General features: G+C 48.9%; 24 protein-coding genes. 23 read left to right on the top strand and 1 reads right to left on the bottom strand.

What is annotated here, in order from left to right:
• Positions 1-50: 50 nt before the first annotated feature.
• The 14 genes from CBF27_RS07595 (at position 51) to CBF27_RS07530 (ending at position 14,192) form a co-directional block, all read left to right on the top strand.
• A complete protein-coding gene (locus CBF27_RS07595; protein ID WP_126813719.1) occupies positions 51-1,799 on the top strand; it encodes a patatin-like phospholipase family protein in 1,749 nt (582 codons plus the stop codon).
• The gene (locus tag CBF27_RS07590; protein ID WP_126813718.1) at positions 1,799-2,017 is read left to right on the top strand and encodes a YdbC family protein; all 219 of its coding nucleotides are present in this window, start codon (positions 1,799-1,801) and stop codon (positions 2,015-2,017) included. The genes CBF27_RS07595 and CBF27_RS07590 overlap by 1 nt, the downstream gene beginning before the upstream one ends.
• Positions 2,018-2,035: 18 nt before the next feature.
• Positions 2,036-2,920, top strand: a complete 885-nt coding sequence (locus CBF27_RS07585; RefSeq protein WP_126813717.1) for a YicC/YloC family endoribonuclease — start codon at positions 2,036-2,038, stop codon at positions 2,918-2,920.
• A 97-nt stretch (positions 2,921-3,017) separates the two neighbouring features.
• The gene (gene gmk / locus CBF27_RS07580; protein WP_126813716.1) at positions 3,018-3,635 is read left to right on the top strand and encodes a guanylate kinase; all 618 of its coding nucleotides are present in this window, start codon (positions 3,018-3,020) and stop codon (positions 3,633-3,635) included.
• Positions 3,636-3,947 (top strand): DNA-directed RNA polymerase subunit omega, encoded by a 312-nt coding sequence (gene rpoZ / locus CBF27_RS07575; protein WP_126813715.1) that lies wholly within the window; start codon positions 3,636-3,638, stop codon positions 3,945-3,947.
• A gap of 106 nt (positions 3,948-4,053) precedes the next feature.
• The gene (priA, locus tag CBF27_RS07570) at positions 4,054-6,477 is read left to right on the top strand and encodes a primosomal protein N' (protein WP_126813714.1); all 2,424 of its coding nucleotides are present in this window, start codon (positions 4,054-4,056) and stop codon (positions 6,475-6,477) included.
• An 11-nt stretch (positions 6,478-6,488) separates the two neighbouring features.
• On the top strand, positions 6,489-6,983 hold the full coding sequence (def, locus tag CBF27_RS07565) for a peptide deformylase (RefSeq protein WP_211334635.1): 495 nt from the start codon (positions 6,489-6,491) through the stop codon (positions 6,981-6,983).
• A complete protein-coding gene (gene fmt / locus CBF27_RS07560) occupies positions 6,976-7,917 on the top strand; it encodes a methionyl-tRNA formyltransferase (protein WP_126813712.1) in 942 nt (313 codons plus the stop codon). Before def ends, fmt begins: the two co-directional genes overlap by 8 nt.
• Positions 7,910-9,280: a 16S rRNA (cytosine(967)-C(5))-methyltransferase RsmB gene (gene rsmB / locus CBF27_RS07555; RefSeq protein ID WP_126813754.1), complete on the top strand. Its 1,371-nt coding sequence runs from the start codon at positions 7,910-7,912 to the stop codon at positions 9,278-9,280. The genes fmt and rsmB overlap by 8 nt, the downstream gene beginning before the upstream one ends.
• A gap of 24 nt (positions 9,281-9,304) precedes the next feature.
• Complete coding sequence (locus CBF27_RS07550) at positions 9,305-10,057, top strand: Stp1/IreP family PP2C-type Ser/Thr phosphatase (RefSeq protein WP_126813711.1); 753 nt, start codon at positions 9,305-9,307, stop codon at positions 10,055-10,057.
• Positions 10,054-11,841, top strand: coding sequence for a Stk1 family PASTA domain-containing Ser/Thr kinase (gene pknB / locus CBF27_RS07545; protein WP_126813710.1), 1,788 nt, complete (start codon positions 10,054-10,056; stop codon positions 11,839-11,841). The genes CBF27_RS07550 and pknB overlap by 4 nt, the downstream gene beginning before the upstream one ends.
• A gap of 125 nt (positions 11,842-11,966) precedes the next feature.
• Positions 11,967-12,857, top strand: a complete 891-nt coding sequence (rsgA, locus tag CBF27_RS07540) for a ribosome small subunit-dependent GTPase A (protein ID WP_126813709.1) — start codon at positions 11,967-11,969, stop codon at positions 12,855-12,857.
• Between the two features lie 19 nt (positions 12,858-12,876).
• Positions 12,877-13,527 (top strand): ribulose-phosphate 3-epimerase, encoded by a 651-nt coding sequence (rpe, locus tag CBF27_RS07535; RefSeq protein WP_126813753.1) that lies wholly within the window; start codon positions 12,877-12,879, stop codon positions 13,525-13,527.
• Positions 13,527-14,192 carry a thiamine diphosphokinase gene (locus tag CBF27_RS07530; RefSeq protein ID WP_126813708.1) on the top strand — a complete coding sequence of 222 codons (666 nt, stop codon included), beginning with the start codon at positions 13,527-13,529 and terminating at the stop codon, positions 14,190-14,192. Before rpe ends, CBF27_RS07530 begins: the two co-directional genes overlap by 1 nt.
• 36 nt (positions 14,193-14,228) lie before the next feature.
• Here the strand turns inward: CBF27_RS07530 and rpmB are convergent, their stop codons facing one another.
• Entirely contained in the window at positions 14,229-14,417 is a 189-nt protein-coding gene (rpmB, locus tag CBF27_RS07525; RefSeq protein WP_126813707.1) for a 50S ribosomal protein L28, read from the bottom strand.
• A gap of 224 nt (positions 14,418-14,641) precedes the next feature.
• Between rpmB and CBF27_RS07520 the strand changes: the two genes are divergently transcribed.
• The 9 genes from CBF27_RS07520 (at position 14,642) to CBF27_RS07480 (ending at position 24,465) form a co-directional block, all read left to right on the top strand.
• A complete protein-coding gene (locus CBF27_RS07520; protein WP_126813706.1) occupies positions 14,642-15,004 on the top strand; it encodes an Asp23/Gls24 family envelope stress response protein in 363 nt (120 codons plus the stop codon).
• 31 nt (positions 15,005-15,035) lie between these two features.
• Positions 15,036-16,712 carry a DAK2 domain-containing protein gene (locus CBF27_RS07515; protein ID WP_126813705.1) on the top strand — a complete coding sequence of 559 codons (1,677 nt, stop codon included), beginning with the start codon at positions 15,036-15,038 and terminating at the stop codon, positions 16,710-16,712.
• A 65-nt stretch (positions 16,713-16,777) separates the two neighbouring features.
• Positions 16,778-18,820 carry an ATP-dependent DNA helicase RecG gene (gene recG / locus CBF27_RS07510; RefSeq protein WP_126813704.1) on the top strand — a complete coding sequence of 681 codons (2,043 nt, stop codon included), beginning with the start codon at positions 16,778-16,780 and terminating at the stop codon, positions 18,818-18,820.
• A 50-nt stretch (positions 18,821-18,870) separates the two neighbouring features.
• Positions 18,871-19,890, top strand: a complete 1,020-nt coding sequence (plsX, locus tag CBF27_RS07505) for a phosphate acyltransferase PlsX (protein WP_126813703.1) — start codon at positions 18,871-18,873, stop codon at positions 19,888-19,890.
• An 87-nt stretch (positions 19,891-19,977) separates the two neighbouring features.
• Positions 19,978-20,217, top strand: a complete 240-nt coding sequence (gene acpP, locus CBF27_RS07500; RefSeq protein ID WP_126813702.1) for an acyl carrier protein — start codon at positions 19,978-19,980, stop codon at positions 20,215-20,217.
• A 398-nt stretch (positions 20,218-20,615) separates the two neighbouring features.
• Positions 20,616-21,623 (top strand): ABC transporter ATP-binding protein, encoded by a 1,008-nt coding sequence (locus CBF27_RS07495; protein WP_126813752.1) that lies wholly within the window; start codon positions 20,616-20,618, stop codon positions 21,621-21,623.
• Complete coding sequence (locus CBF27_RS07490) at positions 21,623-22,570, top strand: ABC transporter ATP-binding protein (RefSeq protein WP_126813701.1); 948 nt, start codon at positions 21,623-21,625, stop codon at positions 22,568-22,570. Before CBF27_RS07495 ends, CBF27_RS07490 begins: the two co-directional genes overlap by 1 nt.
• A gap of 2 nt (positions 22,571-22,572) precedes the next feature.
• On the top strand, positions 22,573-23,535 hold the full coding sequence (opp4B, locus tag CBF27_RS07485) for an oligopeptide ABC transporter permease (RefSeq protein WP_126813700.1): 963 nt from the start codon (positions 22,573-22,575) through the stop codon (positions 23,533-23,535).
• Positions 23,536-23,565: 30 nt separating this feature from the next.
• Positions 23,566-24,465: an ABC transporter permease gene (locus tag CBF27_RS07480; RefSeq protein WP_126813699.1), complete on the top strand. Its 900-nt coding sequence runs from the start codon at positions 23,566-23,568 to the stop codon at positions 24,463-24,465.

The following is a 24,465-nucleotide window of genomic DNA, read 5'->3' as shown; positions in this document are numbered from 1 at the left end:
ATTGTGGTCATCCGCATGAAGCAATCGGTTTTCAGTGAGGAGGGAATCAGGTGCACTGCGAAAAATTATACCCGTCGGATTGGCCGGCTTTAGCTGAAATGGCTGAAACAAGTTTGCAATTGCTGCCTTTTTATGCGACGCGCAGCCAGTCTTGCGGGCAATTAAAAAAAGCCTTGTACCATCAGAATAAATACAGTCGCGTTTTTGGCTATGCGGCACATAAACGTCTCATGGCTGCGGTCCATGTGGTAATGAAAGACGGTCTGCTGCAAGTTAAGAACGCCTTGGTGCTGGACCGGCCGGACAATCCGCTGACACGCCTGTCGGTATTTGAGCGGGAACTGTGTTTACTGGCCAAAAACTACCGTTTGTCCCAGCTTTCGTTTTGTATTCGGGATATTGATAATCGCGTCAATCATTTTTTTGCCCAAAGACAGTATCAGCAGGAGCAGCTGGCTAATTACCGATGTTTTGCCACACGGCTGTCTTACCGAACCGGTCTTGTGCTCGGCGGGGGCGGCGCAAGAGGCGCTTATCAGATTGGAGTTTGGCGCGCGTTGGAGGAGCTGGGCATCAGCTTTGAAATGGTCAGCGGCACATCAGTCGGTGCGCTGAACGGCGGTCTGATACTACAAGGGGAGCTGGATGCGGCCGTCAAGATGTGGCAGGACATCGACACGCAGCAGATTCTTTCGTTTCCGAGCGAAAAAAAAGCGGGTGTTGAGGCACTGTCGCCGGAAGGACTGGTCTCAGCGATTCAGCAGCTGACAGTGTCAGCTATCAGAAACGTCGGTGTCAGTACGGCCCCTTTGCAGCAGCTGATTGCAGACATGATGGATCAGCAAAAAATCAGCCGCTCAGGCAAAGATTTTTTCATTGTCACAACGCATATCCCGGATATGAAAGAAACCGTCATTTCCCTAGCCGACACTAAAGAGAGCGATTTGCCTTTGTGGCTGCTTGCCTCGGCGTCATTTTTCCCAGCCATGGCAGCCGCTAAAGTGGACGGCGAGTATTATGTTGACGGCGGCTATCGGAATAATATCCCGACAGATGTTTTGCTGGCCCATGGTGCGACAGAAATCATTGAAGTCAATGTCAAAGGACCGGGGCTGACCAAGCCGCTACGGCTGCCGCCGGACATTTCGTATATTCAGCTGGAAAGCCCGTGGAGTCTGGGGACAGTACTGCTGTTCGACGGCAAGCGTTCAGACTGGAACATGAAACTGGGCTATTTCGAAACCATGAAACGATTTGAGCGGTATGCCGGAAAATTCTACACGTTTCCTTTGGCACGTTTCATGCAGGAGAGCCAAGAGTTGACGCAATCGTTTGTCAAATTTCTGGACGCGCGTTATCCTTTGAAGGAGAGCAGGTTGTTTCATGATGACACGTTGCGCGCGTTTCGCAAGCTATATGGCAGCCGGGTCGTTCCTGAAACGGTCGTGACGGTCATTTTAGAATTAAGTGCCCAGCTGTTTGATATCGACCCGACACGCGTCTATACACTGCAGGCGCTGCTGGAGGAACTGACAAGCGAACTCAGCTCCCACCAAGAAGAGCATTCGACTGAAGGCGAGATGCTGTACTCTCTTCCCGAGTGGACACAGCAATTTATCAAACAGCAGCTGCCGATTTCGGATAAACAGCTGATTCTGGACTATTGCAGGTTTTTGCAGGCAGAAGACGAGTCGTCAGTCAAAGGCAATGTCTTGTCGCTGCTTATGGATATGTCAATCGCAAACAGTTACCGGGCTTTATTTTTATTATTTTTACTCAATCAGGAGGATGAGACATAATGGCAGAGGATTTTTCATATGAAATTTTAGAAGAAATAGCCGTTCTTTCAGAAAATGCAAAGGGCTGGCGCAAAGAGCTCAATCTCGTCAGCTGGAACGGACGTCCGGCTAAATTTGATTTGCGGGACTGGGCACCGAACCATGAAAAAATGGGCAAAGGCACTACGTTGAGCAATGAAGAATTTGCGGCACTGAAAACAGCGCTGCAAAAAATGTAGATAAGGAGACCCTGTCTGATGAAAAGTATGACCGGTTTTGGCAAGAGCGTAAAAGTGACGGATGCCTATCAAGTTGAAGTGGATATGAAGGCAGTCAATCACCGTTTTTTGGATGTGCAGCTGCGGATGCCCAGAGAGTGCAATGAGCTGGAGCTGCCGCTGAAAAAGATGATTAAAAAGACGGTGAATCGCGGACGTATCGATTGTTTCATCACGATTCAGAAAGATTTGGACAGTTTTAAAGACATTAAGATTCACTGGCGGCTGCTGGACAAAGTCGTTGATGAATTGACGAGGGCACAGGAAGAACGTTACGGCGACACACCTGTTTCAGTGGCTGATTTTCTGTCCGGTGTCGTTCAACAGGAAACCTTTTTTGAAGTGGTCGACAAACAAATCGCCACGGACGATTTTTTTCAGACGGTGCTGACTGCTTGCGGCGAAGCACTGGCAAAGCTTGATGACTCCAGACAGGCGGAAGGGGAAGAAATCCGCAAATTTATTGTGGATTATGCGGAGCAGTTGCGTGTTTATACGGATGAAGTGCGGGCGCACCATGCTGAGTTCGAAGCAGAGTATGGGGAAAAGCTCCGCCAGAAAGTGACGGATTTGTTAGGCGGCGAGCTGGATGAAGTGCGTCTTCTGACTGAAGTAACCTTGATGCTTGAAAAAGGCGATATCCATGAAGAACTGGATCGTCTGGCCATTCATCTGGCTTCATTAGCCAAAATGACCGGCTCGGATAAACCGATCGGCAAAGAAATGGATTTTTTAATTCAGGAAATCAATCGGGAAATCAATACAATCGGCTCCAAAACAACGCTGATTGCGATTAAAGAACGGGTTGTCAAAATGAAAACGACCCTTGAAAAAATTCGTGAACAAATACAGAATGTCGAATAGATTTTGCTTTTTTTTCTGGAATACTTGAAAAAAGATAAGAAACAGTGCAAAATAGGTAATAAACTATCTAAGAACTTGTAAGTGAAAGGAAGACACCATGTCAGCACAGAAAGGATTACTGATTGTCCTGTCCGGCCCTTCCGGAGTAGGCAAAGGCACTGTACGTAAAGCACTATTCGAAAGTGATGACAATGATTTCGAATATTCAGTATCAATGACGACCCGTCAAAAAAGGGCAGGCGAACAAGAGGGAGTGGATTACTTTTTTCGCACCAGGGAAGAATTTGAACAACTGATAGCTTCCGGAGAGATGCTGGAATATGCGGAATATGTCGGCAATTACTACGGCACACCGCTTGAATATGTGAACAAAACGTTGGAAGAGGGAAAAGACGTTTTCCTTGAAATAGAAGTTCAAGGCGCGATGAAAGTGAAAGAAAAAGTACCGGACGGTGTTTTCATCTTTCTGACTCCGCCGGATTTGGTCGAACTGAAATCCCGGATTGTCGGCAGAGGGACAGATGATATGGCCGTGATCAATGAGCGCATGGAAATAGCCAAGGCAGAAATCGAGATGATGCGTCATTACGATTACGCAGTCGTCAACGACCAAGTCTCGCTGGCCGTTGACCGCATAAAAAAAATTATTGAAAGCGAGCACTACCGAGTGCCGCGCGTGATAGAAAAATACGAAAATATGATAAAGGGGCTATAAATGATGTTACATCCATCAATTGACAATCTATTAGAACGAATTGATTCAAAGTATTCGCTAGTGATTTTGGCCAGCAAGCGCGCCCATGAACTGGACGCCGGCGCCAAGCCGATGATTGAAGAAAAGAAATTTTCCTCACTTAAAAATGTCGGCCGGGCACTTGAAGAAATCGCTAATGGCGATGTGGTGATTGACCCGAATCCGGAATTGAAACGGGCATTATTAAAGAGACAAGAAGAGTTGCGCCGTGCAGCCAGAAGACGGGAACAGCAGGAACTGGAAGAGCGCATTCAAATGGAAGGTAAAATGTAGACATTATAGAGCAGGCAGTCATGCTTGTTCTATTTTTATGAACAAAACAAAAAAGACAAATGCCGGGAATTTTAGTACAATAAAAAGAACGAAAGGTGGTGGCGAAATGCAGCACATTGCACATGTCATCGTAGATGTACCGACCAGACAAACAGATCAGCCGTTCAGCTATGAGATTCCGGAAGAGCTTTTGACATTGGTGGAGACAGGCATGCGCGTGGAGGTGCCTTTTGGCAATGGCAATCGCCACATTCAAGGGTTTGTCGTCGGGGTAAGTCAAACTGACACTCCTGCTTCGCAGCCGCTGAAAAAGATTATCTCGGTACTGGACTTAGCACCAGTTTTAAACGATGAATTACTTTTATTGGCAGATGACATGAAAGAAACGACATTCTCATTTAAAATCACTTGCCTGCAGACGATGCTGCCGAGCGTGATGCGTTCGACTTATCAGAAAAAATTGTGCCTTTTAGATGAAGAGGTGCCCGAACACATCAAAGAAGATGTGTTTCAGGGATTGTCGGAAGTGCCGTGGGAGGACGTGGTATCGTCGCCTTATTTGCGGGAAGTCATCGCTTTGAGGCAAGCCGGCAAAGTGGATATTCAATACGAAGTCAAAACGAAGAACAAAGTCAAAAAAATAACAGTGATGCAGCCGTCCATGTCAGCGGAGGACTTACAGGCAGAAGCGCAGAAGTTACGGAAAAATGCGGTTCAAAAGAAAAAACTGCTGTCATTGCTGCTGTCATTGAAGACAGGCAGCATGACTGTCAATGAAGCAGTGAAAGAGCACGACATCAGCCGTCCGGCGATACGTGATGCTGAATCGGCCGGCTGGCTGACACTGACTGAAAAAGAAGTGTACCGCGACCCGTACGGCTTCCAAACTTTTAAAAAGAGCCTGCCGCTTCCGTTAAATGCGGAACAGCAGTCAGCCCTCGATGCCATTAAGGAGAAGATGGCGGCTAATCAGCACTGTGTGTTTCTGCTGCAAGGAATTACCGGCAGCGGCAAAACGGAAGTCTACTTGCAGGGGATTGCCGAAGCTCTGGCTCGCGGCAAAACAGCCGTCATGCTTGTGCCGGAAATCTCTTTGACGCCTCAAACAGTGACCCGTTTCAAAGAACGCTTCGGGCAGGATGTAGCCGTCTTGCACAGCGGGCTGTCGCAAGGGGAAAAATACGACGAGTGGCGCAAAATCGAGCGGAACGAAGCACGGGTCGTCGTTGGTGCCCGCTCGGCTATTTTTGCGCCGCTGACGAACATCGGGCTGATTGTCATTGACGAGGAACATGAAACAAGTTATAAACAAGACGAGTCGCCCCGCTATCACGCCCGTGATTTGGCCATCTGGCGCGGCAAGTATCATCAGTGCCCGGTTGTTCTGGGCAGTGCGACGCCGTCTTTGGAATCGCGTGCCCGCGCGCAAAAAAATGTGTACCAGCTGTTGCAGCTGCAAGAGCGTGCCAACCCGGAGGCCTCGCTGCCGTCCATCACTATTATTGATATGAAACAGGAATACCAGCAGCGCCGTACCGGCAATTTTTCTCAGATGCTTCTGGACAAACTTTCCCAGCGGCTTGAACGCGGGGAGCAAAGTGTCCTGATGCTGAACCGCAGAGGCTATTCGTCGTTTGTGATGTGCCGGGACTGCGGGTATGTCCTGCCTTGTCCGAATTGCGATATTTCCTTGACGCTTCATATGGATACCAAAAAGATGAAGTGCCATTATTGCGGACACGAGGAGCCGATTCCCAGAGAATGTCCGATTTGCGGCAGTGATAAAATACGCTACTATGGCACCGGTACGCAAAAGGTGCAAGAAGAGCTGGCCCAGCTGCTGCCGGAAAGCCGCATCATTCGGATGGATGTCGATACGACCAGAAGGAAAGGGGCGCACGAACGTCTGCTGGCACAGTTCGGCAACGGCGACGCGGATATTTTGCTGGGAACCCAGATGATTGCCAAAGGGCTGGATTTCCCGAATGTCACGCTCGTCGGGGTGTTGAACGCGGATACGGCTTTAAATTTGCCTGATTTTCGCGCCAGCGAACGGACATTTCAATTGCTGACGCAGGTCAGCGGCCGCGCCGGCAGAGCTGAAAAACCGGGAGAAGTGCTGATTCAAACATTCAATCCGAACCATTACGCGGTCCAGCTGGCCGGCACACAGGACTATGAGGCGTTTTATCAGAAGGAAATGTTTATCCGCCACCGCGGCAACTACCCGCCGTATTATTTTACGGTCCAACTGGTAGTCAGCCACGAAGAAGAAGCTGCGGCGGCTAAAAAAATGTATGAAATCGTTGTGCTGCTCAGACAGTTTTTATCGCCTCAGGCCATTCTTTTAGGGCCGACACCGAAAGCTGTTGCCCGGGTTAATAAACGGTATATGTACCAAACCGTGGTTAAATACAAACAGGAGCCGCGGCTGCATGACGGACTGAAACAGATTTTGAATGACTCTCAGCGGGAAATCAGCCGGGGTCTGCGCATCTCGATTGATGTGGAACCGCAACAATTTATTTAAAGGAGTTTATGATGATTTTACCAATAGTGACGTACCCTGACGAGATACTGACAAAGCGGGCGGCAGCAGTGACAGAAATAACAAACGCCGTGATTCAGCTGCTGGATGATATGCAGGAAACGATGCAGGCTTATGACGGCGTCGGGCTGGCGGCCCCGCAAGTAGGCCAGTCTTTGCGCGTGGCGATTGTTGAAACGGATGACGAGAGCGGACCGCTTGAACTGATTAACCCAAAACTCATCATGCAGGAAGGTGAAGCAGTTGATGTGGAAGGCTGTCTCAGTTTTCCTGATGTGTTCGGCACAGTGAAGCGTGCCGCCAAAATTGCTGTCCGTTATGTGGACAGGGAAGGTTATGAAAATGAGCTGGTTGCGCATGATTATGCCGCACGGATTATTCAACACGAAATAGAGCATTTGGATGGCGGTTTGTTCACTGACCGCATGATTCGGCGATTGACGCCGGAAGAACTTGAGGAATATATGGAGGAACATGACGATGACTAGTATTGTGTTTATGGGTACGCCCCAATTTTCAGTGCCGATTTTGGACGGGCTGGTTGCGGCCGGCTATGATGTGCTGGCTGTTGTCACACAGCCGGACCGGCCAGTCGGCAGGAAAAAAATCGTGACACCGCCGCCAGTCAAACAGGCAGCGCTCGCGCATGGCCTCCCCGTGCTGCAGCCTGAAAAAATATCCGGCTCTCCTGAAATGGCCGAAGTGCTGTCGCTAGCTCCTGACCTCATCGTGACGGCAGCTTTCGGGCAGTTTTTGCCGGAGGCGCTGTTGCATGCACCAGTCTATGGGGCTGTCAATGTGCATGCGTCATTATTGCCAAAGTATCGTGGCGGAGCGCCGGTCCACTATGCAATCATGTCAGGAGAGAGCGAAACCGGCGTGACGATAATGCGAATGGTTAAAAAAATGGATGCCGGCCCGGTTTTCAGCCAAAGAAGCCTGCCCATCGGTGCAGCAGATGATGTCGGCACGATGTTTGACAAACTGAGTCTTTTAGGCCGCGACCTGCTGCTTGAAACATTGCCGGCAATCATTGACGGGTCGGCTGAAGCTGTGCCGCAAGATGAACAGCTGGTCAGCTTTTCGCCGAATATCACCAAAGAGCAGGAACAAATCAATTGGCAGCAATCAGCTGAACAGATTGATTATCATGTCAGGGGACTGCGTCCGTGGCCGGTGGCGTTTACGACTTACCGCGGACAGCGCTGGAAGCTGTGGGATGTCACGCCGACAGACGAAACGACCGGCGCCGAACCGGGGACTATCATTGCTGCTAAGAAACAGGATTTCCGGATTGCGGCAGGAGGCGGGACTGTCCTGCAAATCAATCGTCTGCAACCGGCCGGCAAAGGCCAGCTGACTGCTGTCGATTTTTTAAATGGCGTCGGCAAGGAATTGAAAGTAGGCGATCGTGTTGGGTAAAAAAAAGCCGGAGAGGCGGCGTCTGGCTGCCAACCCGCGGTATGCCGCTTTGGAGCTGCTGATAAAAGTCGACAAACAAAAGGCGTACTCCAACCTGCTCGTTAACGACGTGATAGCCGGTCATCACCTGTCAGGCAAAGATGCCGGTTTGTTTACCGAGATTGTTTACGGCACGCTCAGCCGCCAGCTGACACTGGATTTTTATCTGGAGCCTTTCCTTCAAAAAGCGAAGAAGGTGGACAGTTGGGTGCGGCAGCTGCTGCGCTTGTCTGTTTACCAGATGGTCTATCTGGACCGTGTCCCCGACTACAGCATTTTGCATGATGCGGTAGAAATAGCGAAACAAAAGGGAAATGTCGGCATCGGCAAGTTTGTGAACGGAGTCCTGCGTTCTGTGCAGCGGCAGGGGGTTCCTTCGTTTGACACGATTGCAGACAATCATGAACGCTTATCGGTTGAACTGAGCCTGCCGGTCTGGCTGGTCGCATACTTCACAGAGCTGCTGGGAGAGGAGACGACGCGCAGCATGGGCTTGTCGCTGTTGGTGCCGAGCAGTGCCAGCGCCAGAGTCGACACGACCCGCCTGACTGTTTCCGAGGCGCTGTCTCAGCTGGAAGACGAAGGCATCATCTGCCAAAAAAGTTCTCTCTCGCCTGTCGGCATCATTGCCGAGAAGGGGCATCTCGCCGGCAGCCGCCTGTTTGCAGCCGGCGCCCTGACGATTCAGGACGAAAGTTCGATGTTAGTCGCCCCGGCGATGCAGCTTGAACCACATCATCAGGTGCTGGATGCCTGTGCAGCACCCGGCGGCAAAACGACACACATTGCCGCGTATCTGGATGCGGCGCAAGGCGGTCTGGTGACGGCTCTGGACATTCATGAGCATAAAGTAGCTTTGATTGAAGAAAATGCCCGGCGTCTTCATGTTGCCGACCGTGTCAGGGCGCTGCGTCTGGATGCGCGGCATGCCGCCGAGCAGTTTGCCGATGCGTCGTTCGACCGGATTCTGGTGGATGCACCATGCTCAGGTCTGGGTCTGTTGCGGCGCAAGCCGGATTTAAGGTATAATAAGAAGCCTGAAGACTTTATGAATTTACAACGAATTCAATTAGAAATATTAGACAGTGTTTCCACAAAGGTCAAGCTTTGGGGTATAATAACCTATAGCACGTGTACGATGACCAGAGAAGAAAATGACGAAGTTGTCAGTAAATTTATTGAAACACATCCGAATTTTGACGTGATAACGGTGGACGCCGGCGCTGCGGCTGCTGGAAGTTTGGATGGTAAGTTGTTAAAAATATATCCTCATCATTATCATTCAGACGGCTTTTTCATCAGCTGTTTAAGGAGAAAAGCGTGATTGAATCGCTGAAGGAGTGTAGGTATGCAAATTAGCTTTCAGACCAATATTGGCAGAAAACGCAAAAACAATCAGGACACGGTCGGCATCTTTTTGAATCAAGAAGATGTTTCTCTTGCGATTGTCGCAGACGGCATGGGCGGGCATCAGGCCGGCGATACGGCCAGCAACCTGCTGGTGACCAATCTGGGGGCATCCTGGGAACAAACAGTGCTCTCTGAGCGTGATGCGGTTGTTGACTGGCTGTTGACGTACATCCAAAAAGAGAATACGGCAATTTTTCAGAAAGGCCTCAATAACCCGGCTTTATTTGGCATGGGCACGACGATTGTTGCAGCGATTATGCTGGAAAAAGAACTGATTCTGGCGCATGTGGGCGACAGCCGCGCGTACTTGATTCGGGACAATCATATTTCCCAGCTGACAGAAGACCATTCGCTTGTCAATGAGCTGGTAAAAGCCGGTGAGATCACAGCCGAAATGGCTGCGACACATCCAAGAAGAAACGTGCTGACCCGGTCTGTCGGCATGCCTGAAGAGGTCGAAGTCGACATTTCTTTTGTTGCGGTCTCAGACGGTGATAAAGTGCTGCTGTGCTCTGACGGCCTGACTAACATGCTGAGTGATAATAACATTAAAGACATTGTTTTGGAGACGACCCCGTTGGATGATCGTGTCCGCACATTAATTGACGAAGCAAATGAAGCTGGTGGTTCGGATAATATCACTGTCTTACTGATAGAATTTGCTCCTGCGTCAGGGGAGGGAACAGAATGATTACTGTTGGGACAATAATTGATGAACGTTATGAGATTATTGGCAATGTCGGCAGCGGCGGCATGGCAAATGTTTATTTGGCAAAAGATTTGATTTTAAATCGTGAAGTCGCAGTGAAAGTGCTGCGGTTTGATTTTCAGGATGATCAGGATGCCATCCGCCGGTTCCGCCGGGAAGCATTGGCAGCTACTGAACTGGTCCATCCGAACATTGTCGGCGTGTATGATGTCGGCGAAGAAAACGGCATGCAGTATATCGTGATGGAATATGTGCGCGGCACGGACTTGAAGCATTATATTCACGAGAATCCGTCCATCCCGCTTGAAAAAGTCGTAGACATCATGGGGCAAATCTTGTCGGCCATCTCCCTTGCGCATCAGCACCGGATTATTCACCGCGACTTGAAACCGCAAAATATTTTGATGGATGAAAACGGCGTGGCGAAAATCACCGATTTCGGGATTGCGATTGCACTGTCCGAAACTTCCATCACTCAGACGAATACGTTGTTGGGCTCGGTCCACTATTTGTCGCCTGAACAGGCACGCGGCGGCATGGCAACGCGTCAATCCGATATTTATGCGCTGGGCATCATCCTGTATGAGATGCTGATCGGCGAGGTGCCGTTTGAAGGGGAGTCAGCTGTATCCATCGCACTGAAACATTTCCAAAATGATATCCCGTTTGTACGCGACCACAATCCGGCAATTCCTCAGCCGCTGGAAAATGTGGTGCTTCACGCTACGGCCAAGGAAATCGCTGACCGCTATGTTTCCGTCGATGAGATGTATGCCGATTTGCGCACATCGCTTAATCCCGAACGCGCTAATGAACCAAGATTCGTGCCCACAGTGATGACCGATGAAACCCGGGCAATCACGTCGCTTCAGCCGGAAGCCGTTTCGGCTGCTGCTGAACCGCCGCAGACTGAGACTGCTGAGGCGGCAGCCAAGAAGCCGCCGAAGAAGAAAAAAAGCCGGAAAAAGAAGATGATCATTTTTGCGGTACTGGCGCTGGCGGTAATCGGTGCGGTGTTCTTCCTGGCGCAAGGACGGGAAGAAATCAGGGTGCCGGATGTCACTGACATGACCCGGGCGGAAGCCATAGAAGTTTTGGAAAAAGCCAAACTGCAAGTTGACCCCAATATCGAAGAAATAGCCAGTGACGAGATTGAAGAAGGCCGGATTGTCAAAACCGACCCGGCAGCTAAAAGCATGGTCAAAGAAAATGCCCGCATCACGCTGTTTGTCAGTATCGGGTCTAAAAATATCAAGATGAAAGACTACACTGGGTGGAATGTGGATGAAGCCATATCCGACCTTGTACAGCAGGGATTTAAATCAGAAAATATCAAGACAGATGAAGTGTATGACGAATCAGCTGAACGGAACACGATCGTGAAGCAGAGTATCCGGGAAAATGCGGAAGTCTCTCCGGAAAAAAGCCAAATTACATTTAGTGTCAGCAAGGGTCCGGAAAGTTTTGTGCTGGAGGACATGACCGGGTATTCGCGGTCGCGCGTTGCGGCTTACCTGCAAAGCGTCGGTTTGACAATGGTCGAAGGGGCTGCCGAGCATTCGGAAACGATTGCCGAAGGCCAGCTGTTATACAGTGTGCCCGGCGGAGGCGTTTCGGTGCAGAAAGGCGATACCGTCACCGTTGTTTTCTCGGCGGGACCTAAAGCACCGGAAACGACGGAGACAAGTGCGCCGGAAACTTCGGAAACCACTACGCCGCCGACATCCGATACCAAAACGACTGAGCCAAACGACACACCACAATGATGACAAAACCGGATAAAAAAATTGAGAGGAGTGCATGAGGCATTCCTCTCGCTTTTTTTGTTTAAAAATGTGTTACAATGAAACGTAGCAAAGCGTCAGCAACATGATACGAAAGGAGGAACTCTATGATAGAAGGAGAAGGACAGATTATTAAGGCGCTCAGCGGCTTCTATTATGTTTACAGCGGCGGTGAGATATACCAGACGAGAGCCCGGGGAAATTTTCGGAAGCGGAACATTACCCCGCTGGTCGGTGATTTCGTTGCGTTTGAAAGCACTAGTGCAACAGACGGGTACATACTGGATGTGCTGCCGCGGAAAAATGAACTGATTCGGCCGCCGGTCGCCAATGTGGACCAGGGGGTAGTAGTGACCAGCTGTGTCGACCCGGCTTTTTCTTATAATCTGCTTGACCGGTTTCTGGTGACTCTGTCATACAACCATATCAGCCCAATCATCTACTTGACAAAAATGGATCTGCTTGATGATGACAAGCTGGAAGAAATGGCAGGGGTGAGACGGGCCTATGAAAAAATCGGCTATCCTGTGCTGTTTTCCAGCCAATTTGAAAAAGACCGCCTGACGTCTTTTTTTGCTGACCAGGTAACAGTCTTCATGGGACAGTCCGGTGCCGGAAAATCCACACTGCTGAACCGGCTTTCGCCTGATTTGGAGTTGGCTGTGGGAGAAATATCCGAAGCACTTGGCCGAGGCCGGCACACTACAAGGCATGTTGAGCTGCTGCCGTTGTTCGGCGGCTGGGTAGCGGATACGCCGGGATTCAGTTCAATTGAGTTTTTGGCAATTGAAGCTGCGGATTTATCCAAGCAGTTTCCGGAGTTTGTCAACGCATCCGCATATTGCAAATTTCGCGAATGCCGTCACCGCCATGAGCCGCAGTGTGAAGTGAAAAAAAGAGTGGCTGACGGCCAGATTCTGGAGTCGCGTTATACGAATTATTTACAGTTTTTAGATGAGATAGAAAACAGAAAACCAATGTATCGTAAAAATAATTAATTTGGAGGCATGTCACATGATTAAAATTGCACCATCGATTTTGAGTGCGGATTTCGCTAATTTGGAACGGGATATTGTGAAAGTGGATCAGGCCGGAGCGGATTACATCCATGTTGATGTGATGGACGGCCAGTTTGTGCCAAACATCACGCTGGGACCCAATATTGTTTCAGCTATCCGTCCGGTTACTGAACTGACACTGGATGTTCACTTGATGATTGTTGAGCCGGAACGGTTTATTGATGATTTTGCGCAGGCGGGCGCCGACATCATCACAGTGCATCAGGAAAGCACGGTTCATTTGCACCGGACGCTGCAGATGATTAAAAAAGCAGGCGCTAAAGCAGGTATCGTCATCAATCCGGGCACGCCGGTTTCAGCTATTGAAGAGGTGCTGCATCTGGCTGATTTGGTGCTGATAATGACGGTCAATCCGGGCTTTGGCGGCCAGTCCTTTATTAAAGAATGTCTGAAAAAAGTGACACAGCTGGCTGAGCTCCGCCGTGAACACCAGTACACATACGAGATTGAAGTCGATGGCGGTGTGGCTGATGATACAGCGGCAGCGTGTGTTGAAGCAGGTGCGGATGTGCTGGTTGCGGGTTCGTATGTTTATAACTCGGAAAATGTGGCGGAACGGATAAACAGACTAAGAGAGGCTGTCAAGTAATGACTGGCGGGACAGTCCTGATTGCGGGCGGGAGTCCGGACAGCTGGCCGGACTTGGCATTGCTCGGGTCGGATGTTGCCCTTTGGATCGGTGTGGACCGGGGCGCTTTTTACGCGCTGGAGCAGGGGCTGCCGATATCAGTGGCGGTGGGGGACTTCGATTCTCTTAACCGGACAGAGCTGGCCTATCTGGAAAAAAGGATACCGGAAATCCATTATTCGCAAGCGGAAAAGGACGATACGGATACCCAGCTGGCTTTGCTGACGGCGCTGGAAAAAGCACCGGCGGGGGACATCACCCTGATTGGCGCAACGGGTGGGCGGCTGGACCATTTTCTGTCCAATTTGTGGCTGCCGCTGGAAGAACGGTTTGCGCCGGTTCGGGAACGGCTGGTCATGCGCGACATGCAGAACAGTATCCGTTACTATTCACCCGGCCGCTACCGTATCACGCAGGAGCCGGGGATGACTTACTTGGCGTTTGTTTGTCTGACGCCGGTCACCAAACTCAGCATCCATCAGGCCAAGTACCGGCTGTCAGAAAAAGATTTTGTGCGTCCGACATCGCTGGCAAGCAATGAATTCGTCGTCGGCAGCAGTGAGTTTTCTTTTGAGAGCGGTGTTGTGGCAGTGATACAATCACGGGATAACGAAAAAAGAAGTTGATGCATTTGCATCAACTTCTTTGATTCATTTAATTTATTAGACGCGTTCAACTTTACCTGATTTCAAAGCACGAGTTGAAACCCAAACTTTCTTAGGTTTGCCGTCTACTAAAATACGAACTTTCTGCAGATTGGCTTTCCAAGTACGTTTTGATGCATTCATCGCATGAGAACGTGAGTTGCCGCTTCTTGCTTTACGCCCAGTTATATAACATTCCTTTGCCATGTTTCTTCCTCCTTTGCTTTGAATTGGTTCAGATAGTTTTCTAACCATACTAGAATAATCTATCATATTACGTTTGACAATGCAATAAAAATCCCCAAATTTTTCATCATTTTCAATGAAAAACAGCTGTTCCGATGAATTTTTCTTTAATAAACGCGGCCGCTATGATAAACTTAGGAATGATAATGGGTAACTATGACCCTTTTAATAAGGAGGCAAAAAATATGGCTGTGAAAATTAAAACACAGGCAGGAACCATTGAGATAGCGAATGAAGTCATTGCCACAGTCGTAGGCGGCGCTGCAACGGATATTTACGGCGTTGTCGGCATGGCGAGTAAAAACCAAATAAAAGATAATTTAAATGACATATTAAGAAAAGAGAACTATTCGCGCGGTGTCATTGTTCGTCAAGAGGAAAATGGTGTGGCAGTGGATGTGTACATCATTGTCAGCTACGGCACGAAAATTTCGGAAGTCAGCCGGAATGTTCAGGAAAAAGTCAAGTACAATCTCGAAACCATGCTGGGGATTGTGGCCAATTCCGTTAATATCTTTGTTCAGGGCGTACGCGTACTGCCTGAATAAGTGAGTTTTGAATCAATGAGGAGGATTATTAGTGAAAGTAACAACGATTAACGGTGGACAATTTCAAGCGATGGTACAAGCCGGAGCAAATCGTTTAAATCAAAATGCCGAATATGTGAACTCTTTGAATGTGTTTCCCGTGCCGGACGGAGATACGGGAACGAACATGGATTTGTCCATGAGCAGCGGTGCGCAGGCTGTGAGAGATGCCAGCTCAGAGAAAGTCGGCGAGCTGTCGGCGATTCTTTCCAAAGGACTGCTGATGGGGGCACGGGGCAACTCAGGCGTGATTCTATCACAGCTTTTCCGGGGTTTTTCCAAACGTATTAAGGACGTCGACGTGCTGACTGCAGCGGATATGTCGGCAGCCTTTGCCAACGGTGTTGAAACAGCATATAAAGCAGTCATGAAGCCGGTGGAGGGCACGATTTTAACGGTTGCCCGCGGAGCGGCCATTGCCAGTGAGCGCAAGGCCAAGGATTCTGATGACTGTCTAGCGGTTATGGAGGCTGCGTTGAAAGGTGCGAAAAGAGCACTGGCTAAGACGCCGGAGATGCTGCCTGTCTTGAAAGAAGTCGGTGTCGTCGACAGCGGCGGTCAAGGCCTGGTTTACATCTACGAAGGGTTTTTAGAAGCCCTCTCCGGAAAAGATGTGGAAAGTGACGCGTACCAGCCGACGCCGGCGCAAATGGACGAGATGATTAACGCGGAACATCACCGCAGTGTCCAGAGCCACTTGGCAACAGAAGATATCACTTACGGCTACTGTACGGAAATCATGGTCCAAATCGGCAATGGTCCGACAGTCGACAGCCAGTTTGATTATGACACGTTCAGAAATCATTTGGATAAAATGGGCGATTCCCTTTTAGTGGTTGCAGATGATGAAATCATCAAAGTACACGTCCATACAGAACATCCGGGCGAAGTAATGAATTACGGACAGAAATTCGGTTCGCTGATTAAAGTGAAAGTAGACAACATGCGTCTGCAGCACGAAACTATTTTGGAAGCTGACGAGAAAGAAGATTCAGCTGCGCCGGCAGAACGCATCCCTTACGGTGTGATTGTGATTGCTGCGGGCGAAGGTGTACAGGAATTATTCCGGAGTATGGGCGCCAACTATCTTATTAACGGCGGACAGACGATGAACCCGAGCACAGAAGATATCGTGAAGGCGATTGAGGCGGTGCATGCGGAGCAGGTCATTATTCTGCCGAACAACAAAAATATCTTTATGGCAGCTGACCAAGCGGCAGAAGTCAGTGATGTGCCGGTAGCGGTCGTGCCGTCCAAAACGATTTCCCAAGGAATGACCGCACTGCTGGGCTTCAATGACCAGCTGTCCTTAGAAGAAAATAAAGCGGCAATGAGCGACATGCTGGCTGATGTCGTCAGCGGACAGGTGACCACAGCGGTCCGCGACACGTCCATCGACGGCATGGCAATCCGCAAAGACGATTACATCGGCATGGTGGACGGGAAAATAGTTGTCTCTCTGCCGGACAGATTCGAGTCGTCCTTCAACACACTCAAAGAGATGCTGAATGATGACAGTGAAATAGTCACCATCCTTGTGGGAGAAGAAGGCTCGCAAGCCGAAGCCGAAAAATTGCGGGATGCCGTGTTGACTCTGTCGAAAGACCTGGAAGTTGAAATCTATCAGGGCGACCAGCCGGTTTATCCGTATCTTTTTTCAGTAGAATAATGAAAGATGTAAAGCCAGACTGATGTTGAGTTTGGCTTTGTTTGTTGAGAGGAAAGGAGGACGTTATGACACAGTTGAATCATCCCGTGACCGTCTTAAAAGGGGTCGGGGAAAAAAGACAGGCGGCACTGCAGACATTAGGTATCACGACTGTGGGGGACCTCATGGCATACTACCCGTTTCGGTATGACGATATTCAGGAGAAAAATTTACTGGAAATTCAAGATCAGGAAAAAGTTGTTCTGAAAGGCACGGTCATTTCTGATGCTGTTGTGACACATTACGGCTATCGGAAAAGCCGGCTGGTTTTCCGGATGATGATTGAACAGGCTGTGGTTAATGTGACCTTCTTCAATCAGCCTTTCTTGAAAAAACAAATCAGTTTGTCCGAAGACATCGCTGTTTTTGGAAAGTGGGATGCCCGGCGGCGGGCGCTGACCGGGATGAAAATCATTGCCTCAAAAGAAGGAGAGCTGTCCGATTTTGCCCCGATTTACCATGTCAATAAGCATGTCCGTCAAAGTACGCTGGTGGACTTGATTCGTCAGGCTTTTGCTGAATACGGCGCCGGCATTGAGGAAAATCTGCCGCAATGGCTGCTGGAAAAATACCGGCTGATGCCGAAGGGGCAAGCGATGTTTGCCATGCACTTTCCCCAGACCAATGATGAAAACCGTTTGGCCCGGCGCCGGCTGGTTTTTGAGGAGTTTTTTTTGTTTCAACTGCGGATGGCTTTGCTGAAGCAGGAAGAGACTGCGACCGCATTCGGCAACGCCATCTTGTATGATGTGGAACGATTGAAACAATTTACACGCCAGCTGCCCTTTGAGCTGACGGCAGCCCAGAAACGGGTCATCAATGAAATCTGCGGCGATATGAGGCGGCCGAACCATATGCACCGCCTGCTTCAAGGGGATGTCGGCAGCGGCAAAACAGTCGTTGCAGCCGTCAGTCTTTATGCAGCTGTGACGGCCGGCTACCAAGGGGCGCTGATGGTACCGACGGAAATATTGGCCGAACAACATGCGGAAAGCTTGCAACAGCTGTTTGAGCCATTTGAGGTACAGACGGCGCTGTTGACCAGTTCGACCAAAGCAGCGGAAAAAAAGCAGATTTTGGCAGGACTTGAGAACGGCAGCATCAACGTGGTCGTCGGCACGCATTCGCTGATTCAATCCGACGTGCTATTTCATCGTTTGGGGCTGGTTATTACTGACGAGCAGCACCGCTTTGGTGTCAATCAGCGGAAGATACTGCGGGAGAAGGGGGATAACCCTGACGTCCTCTTTATGACAGCAACACCGATTCCCCGGACATTGGCAATCACTGCTTACGGGGAAATGGACGTGTCGATTATCGACGAACTGCCGGCCGGCCGGATTCCTGTGGAAACCCGCTGGATTCGACCGAAGCAAGTTGATACGGTGCTGGAGTGGATGCGCAAGGAACTGAGGCAGGGAAGCCAGGCGTATGTCATCTGTCCTTTGATTGAGGAATCAGAAGCATTGGATGTCAAAAATGCGACCGAGATTTATGAGCATTTGCGGGCGTTTTTCCTTCCCGAGTTTGCGGTCAGCCTGCTCCACGGCAAAATGAAACCCCAGGAAAAAGAAGCGGTGATGCAGTCTTTTAAAGACAATGAGACACAAGTTCTGGTGTCCACGACAGTCATAGAAGTCGGCGTCAATGTGCCTAACGCCACCATCATGATGATCATGGATGCGGACCGTTTCGGGTTAGCGCAACTGCATCAGCTGCGAGGACGGGTCGGCCGCGGCGATAAGGCATCGTATTGTATCTTGGTTGCTAACCCAAAAGGCGAAACAGGTCAGGAACGCATGACCATCATGACGGAGACGACCGACGGGTTTGTCTTGAGCGAAAAGGACTTGGAGATGCGCGGACCGGGAGATTTCTTCGGCAGCAAACAATCCGGGTTGCCGGAATTTCGCGTTGGTGATATGATGGCAGATGCGGTGATTCTTGAGACAGCGCGCAAAGAGGCGTTTACGCTTTGTCAGGAAACGAACTGGCAAAAGCAGCCCGCTAACCGGCTGCTGGCCGAAGCTGTCGCCTCGCTGGCAGAGCAACAGACATATTTAGACTAATATGCTATTATTATCATTATCACTATGAGTGGGAATTGAGGAGGTTTAGTATGAAAATAGCTGTAGATGCAATGGGCGGCGATTATGCGCCGCAAGCCATCGTTGAAGGTGTGATGCTGGCCAAAAAAAAATTGACCGACATCGAGTTTCAACTGTACGGCGACGAGCAGGCCATCCGTCAATACGTAACGGATGAAACTAACATTCAAATTATTCATACAGATGAAAAAATAGCCAGTGACGACGAGCCGGTCCGAGCCATCCGGCGCAAAAAAAATGCGTCGATGGTACTGGCCGCCCAGGCAGTCAAGGAAGGCCGGGCCGATGCGGTGTTTTCCGCCGGCAACACAGGTGCCTTATTAGCTGCCGGGTTGTTTATCGTCGGCCGGATTAAACAAATTGAACGTCCGGGATTGATGACGACCATGCCGGTGTTTACAGGAGAGGCTGATGCCGGGTTTGATTTTATCGATATGGGGGCGAATGCGGATAATAAACCGGAACATCTGCTCCAGTACGCCATTTTGGCCTCATTCTATGCGAAAAACGTGCGGCATATTGATACCCCGCGGGTCGGCCTGCTCAATAACGGGACGGAAGAAACCAAGGGCAGCGAGCTGACAAAAAATGCGTTTGCGTTACTGTCGGCTGAAAAAAGCATTCACTTTATCGGTAATGTGGAAGCCCGCGACTTGTTCCAAGGCGTCGCCGATGTCGTCGTCACAGATGGATTTACCGGCAATGCCGTGTTGAAATCAGTTGAAGGGACGGCACTTTCCCTGATGGATTTATTAAAGTCCTCAATTATGGACAGCGGCATGAAAGGGAAAGTCGGTGCCCTGATGTTGAAGGACAGCCTGAAACAGCTGAAAAATAAACTGGATTACTCCAGCCACGGCGGGGCAGTCTTGTTCGGGTTGAAGGCGCCGGTCGTCAAAACACACGGCTCGACAGGACCGGAAGCGGTCAGCCATACTATTTCACAAATTCACACAATGCTGTCGACAGATGTCGTCGGTAAACTGGTGACATATTTTGATGCGCAAAGCACATCTTCGGACACGAAATAGTGAAAAAAGGATAGACAAACAAACTGATAAAAAGTAAAATGGCTATAAGTTGACATGACATAATGAGCAAACAGGGAGGTGTATACCGTGACAAGAGAAGAAGTATTAGGAAAAATCCGGGAAATCATTTTAAAACATTTTGATATCGAAGAAGACAAAATTGTTGATGAACTGAACATCGCAGAAGATTTGGGTGCTGATTCAATCAGTATTATGGAGTTCGTACTGGAATTGGAAGATGAATTCGATACGGAAATTTCAGATGAAGATGCGGAAAATATTGCCACCGTGGGCGCAGCAATAGACTACATACTGTCGCATCAATAATATCATATATAGCACCATCTAAGGCAGGCTGGTTATTGCACATATATACGCAATATCTGGCTTGTTTTTTTTCTGCCAAATTTTTTTGTTATGTTTTTTTCTCAAGCGCGTGTTTAATCCAACGCAATTGTATGCGCTTACCAGTGAATAAATCGCCGCATTATGCTAAAATATAGACAAGTATATTAAAAGTTGATGAATTTGTGAAATTCTGATGAGAATACGAACATATTTTAGCATAGTTAAAACCGAACAAATAGTTCTAACTATTGCAAAGGGGGGTCATTTCTAATATAATTATAAGATGCTTCATACTAATTTTTAATTAGCACCTGATTGCATTGTAGGAGTATTTGAATGAATTACTATCGGGAAAAAATCAGGAAAGGGGAATTCTATTGTTTGATGACAATAAGCTATTAGATGTGCGCAATTTGCACACAGGATTTCGCATCAAAGACGACTATTACGATGCGGTGGACGATGTGTCCATCACGCTGGACAAAAATGAAATTTTGGCTATCGTCGGCGAGTCCGGCTGTGGGAAAAGCACACTGGCTACGACAATTATGGGTCTCCATGATCTCAATTATACGCGAATTACCGGTGACATCATATATAACGATTTGAATTTAGTCGGTTTGAGCGAAACGCTGTATAACAAAATCCGTGGAAATGATATAGGGATGGTCTTTCAGGATCCGTTGGCCTCGCTCAACCCGTTGATGAGAATCGGCGACCAAATAGCAGAAAGTTTGTCTTATCACACTGATTTGACAGAGAAGGAGCGCAACGCACGTGTCCTTGAATTATTGAAGCAGGTGGGGCTGCCTTATCCGGAGCGTGTGGCAAAACAGTATCCGCATGAATTGTCAGGAGGGATGCGCCAGCGTGTCATTATCGCAATTGCCATCTCGTGCAAGCCGCCGATTATTATTGCCGACGAACCGACCACTGCACTGGATGTGACGATTCAGGCACAAATACTGGATTTATTGAATGAGCTGCAGCAGGAGACAGAAGCCGGCATTATTTTAATCACGCATGACTTGGGCGTTGTAGCAGAAACCGCTGACCGGGTGGCCGTCATGTATGCCGGACAAATCGTTGAGCAGGCGCCTGTCGACTTGCTTTTCAACAATCCGCAGCATCCTTACACGCGTTCCTTGCTGAACTCTATTCCGCAAGAAGATTCGCATGATGCCGAACTGCACGTCATTGAAGGGGTCGTGCCGTCATTAAAGAACATGGTGCGTGAAGGCTGCCGTTTTGCACCGCGGATCGACTGGATACCGGCCGAGGCACATGAAGAAAATCCGACACTGCATGAAGTGGAACCGGAACATTTTGTCCGCTGTACGTGCTACAAACATTTTCATTTTAGAAATGAAGAAGGAGAAGCGTAATGGGATTATTAGAAATTAAAGACTTAAAAGTACATTATCCGATACGCGGCGGCTTCTTTAATAAAATTGTCGACTATGTGTATGCGGTGGATGGTGTAGACTTTATCATCGAACCAGGCACGACATATGGCTTGGTGGGCGAATCGGGCTCCGGCAAATCGACTATCGGGAAATCCATCGTCGGTTTGGAAAAAGTGACGTCCGGGCAAATCGTTTTTGAAGGTACCGATGTCACGGCGAAAAATGCCCGTAAAAAAATGAACTACAACAAAGAAGTTCAGATGATTTTTCAGGATTCAATGTCAAGTTTAAATCCAAAGAAGCGGGTTATTGATATCATTGCGGAACCGATACGCAACTTTGAACGTTTATCTGTTCAGGAAGAAAAGAAAAAGGTTCAAAGCTTGCTCGATACCGTTGGCATGCCTTCCGATGCGTTGTACAAATATCCACATGAGTTTTCCGGCGGTCAGAGGCAGCGTATAGGTGTTGCTCGAGCGGTAGCAACTAATCCGAAGCTGATTGTGGCAGACGAACCTGTTTCGGCGCTGGACTTGTCTGTACAGGCGCAAGTGCTGAACTTTATGAAACGGATACAGGAAGAATATAACCTGAGCTATTTATTTATTTCCCATGATTTGGGCGTTGTCAAACACATGTGCGACAACATTGCGATTATGAACAAAGGCCGGTTTGTTGAAATCGGCACACGGGAGGATATCTATTCCAACCCCCAGCATATCTACACAAAACGGCTGTTGTCGGCTATCCCGAGAATCGATGTGGACAACCGGGAGGCGCACAAGGCTGAACGCCGCGCCGTTGAACAAGAGTACCAAAACCTTCACAGCCAGTATTACGATGACAATGGCCGTGTCTATGACTTGCAGACAGTCAGTCCGACACATCAAGCCGCTGTGAAACATGTAGAAAGAGGGGGCGCATAATTATGTGGAAGACGATACTGCGACGTGTGCTGCTGATGATTCCGCAAATCATCATTTTGAGTCTGTTTATTTTCCTGATTGCCCAAGCGATGCCGGGCGATCCGTTTACCGGGCTGATTAACCCCAACCAGAGTCAGGAAGTTATTGACCGGTTAAGGGAACAGGCCGGATTGAACGACCCGTGGTACGAACAGTATGCCCGCTGGGTCGGTAATGCGCTCCAGGGCGATTTCGGCCGGAGCTTCCTGTACAAACTACCGGTGACAGACATCATCGGTCAGCGTGTCGGCAATACGATCTGGCTGTCGCTTTTGACAGTTATCCTGACGTATTTGATTGCGTTGCCGCTGGGGCTTTTTTCCGGACGTTATCAAAACTCGCTGTTTGACAAAGCGGTTGTTGTTTACAATTTCTTCAGTTTTGCTGTGCCGCTCTTTATCTTTGCACTGATTATGCTGTTTGTATTCGGCTACCGGCTGGACTGGTTCCCGACCGCGGGCTCAGTATCCAGCGGCGTGACCAAAGGCACATTTGCGTATTTTCTGGACCGGCTGCATCACATGATACTGCCGGCCGTTTCCCAGGCGCTTCTGGGGACGGCAGTGACCATCCAGTATTTGCGGAACGAAGTCATTGATGCCAAACAGATGGACTTTGTCAGAACGGCACGTTCCAAAGGGGTGCCGACAGGTAAGGTCTTTACCCGGCACATTTTCCGGAATGCGTCGTTGCCGATTGCCGCTCAGCTGAGTTATGAAATCACCGCTTTGATCAGCGGTTCAGTCGTTATTGAACAAACATTTGCCTATCCTGGTATCGGGAAGTTGTTTATTGATGCCATCAACGGTCGTGACTATTCAGTGATTACCGCGTTGGTGCTGATTCTCGGTGTGGTGACAGTTGTCGGGAACCTGATTTCCGATATTGTCATGAGTATTGTTGACCCGAGAATTCGTATTCAATAAAACCTGATATAAAGGAAGGAGAAAACAGAAATGACTAAAGAAAAAGAACAAGCTTTAGAACAAGTAAGTATCCCGCCGACAGGTTTTCGGATGATTGCGCGGGAGTTTAAAAAAGATAAAATCGCCATGGTTTCATTGGTTGTTTTAGTCGGCGTGCTGCTGTTTGTGTTTATCGCTGCGATGCTTTTGGACCAGCAGGCTGTAATGAAAGTCAGCATTCTGGATAAATATGCGCCACCCGGCAACGGTTTTCTGCTGGGCGCTGATGAAGGCGGACGTGATGTCTACGGACAGTTGATTATCGGGGCGCGGAACTCCATCTTGATTGGTTTTTCCGTCACCATCATCACCTCCATCGTCGGGGTCGGACTGGGAGTTCTCTCCGGTTATTTTGGCGGTATCGTTGACATCATTGTGATGCGCGTGGTGGATTTTGTCATGATTTTGCCGATTCAGATGATTATTATTGTGTTTGTCACGATTGTTTCGAATTACAATGTCTTTTCATTCGTTGCAATTATGAGTGCTTTTTACTGGGTTGCCAAGGCGCGTCTTTTCAGAGGGAAAACTTTGTCTGAAGTGCGCCGCGATTACATCAGCGCATCCAAAACCTTGGGCACAAATGATTTTAAGATTATGTTTTTTGAACTGATGCCGAATTTAAGCTCGCTGATCATCACTAATTTAACCATGAATTTTGCTGCGAATATCGGCATCGAAACCACACTCTCCTACTTGGGCTTTGGTTTGCCGCCAACGACCCCGAGTTTAGGAACGCTTATCGGTTTTGCCTCAAACGGTGTGGTGCTGTCAGAAAAAACATGGATTTGGGTACCAGCATCAATACTGATTCTAGTGTTGATGTTAAGTATAAATTATGTTGGTCAGGCGTTTAAACGTTCTGCAGACGCAAGACAAAGATTAGGATAA

The sequence above is a fragment of the Vagococcus acidifermentans genome (genome assembly GCF_003987655.1).
Classification (GTDB): domain Bacteria; phylum Bacillota; class Bacilli; order Lactobacillales; family Vagococcaceae; genus Vagococcus_B; species Vagococcus_B acidifermentans.
This window is presented reverse-complemented; position numbering and strand designations above follow the sequence as displayed.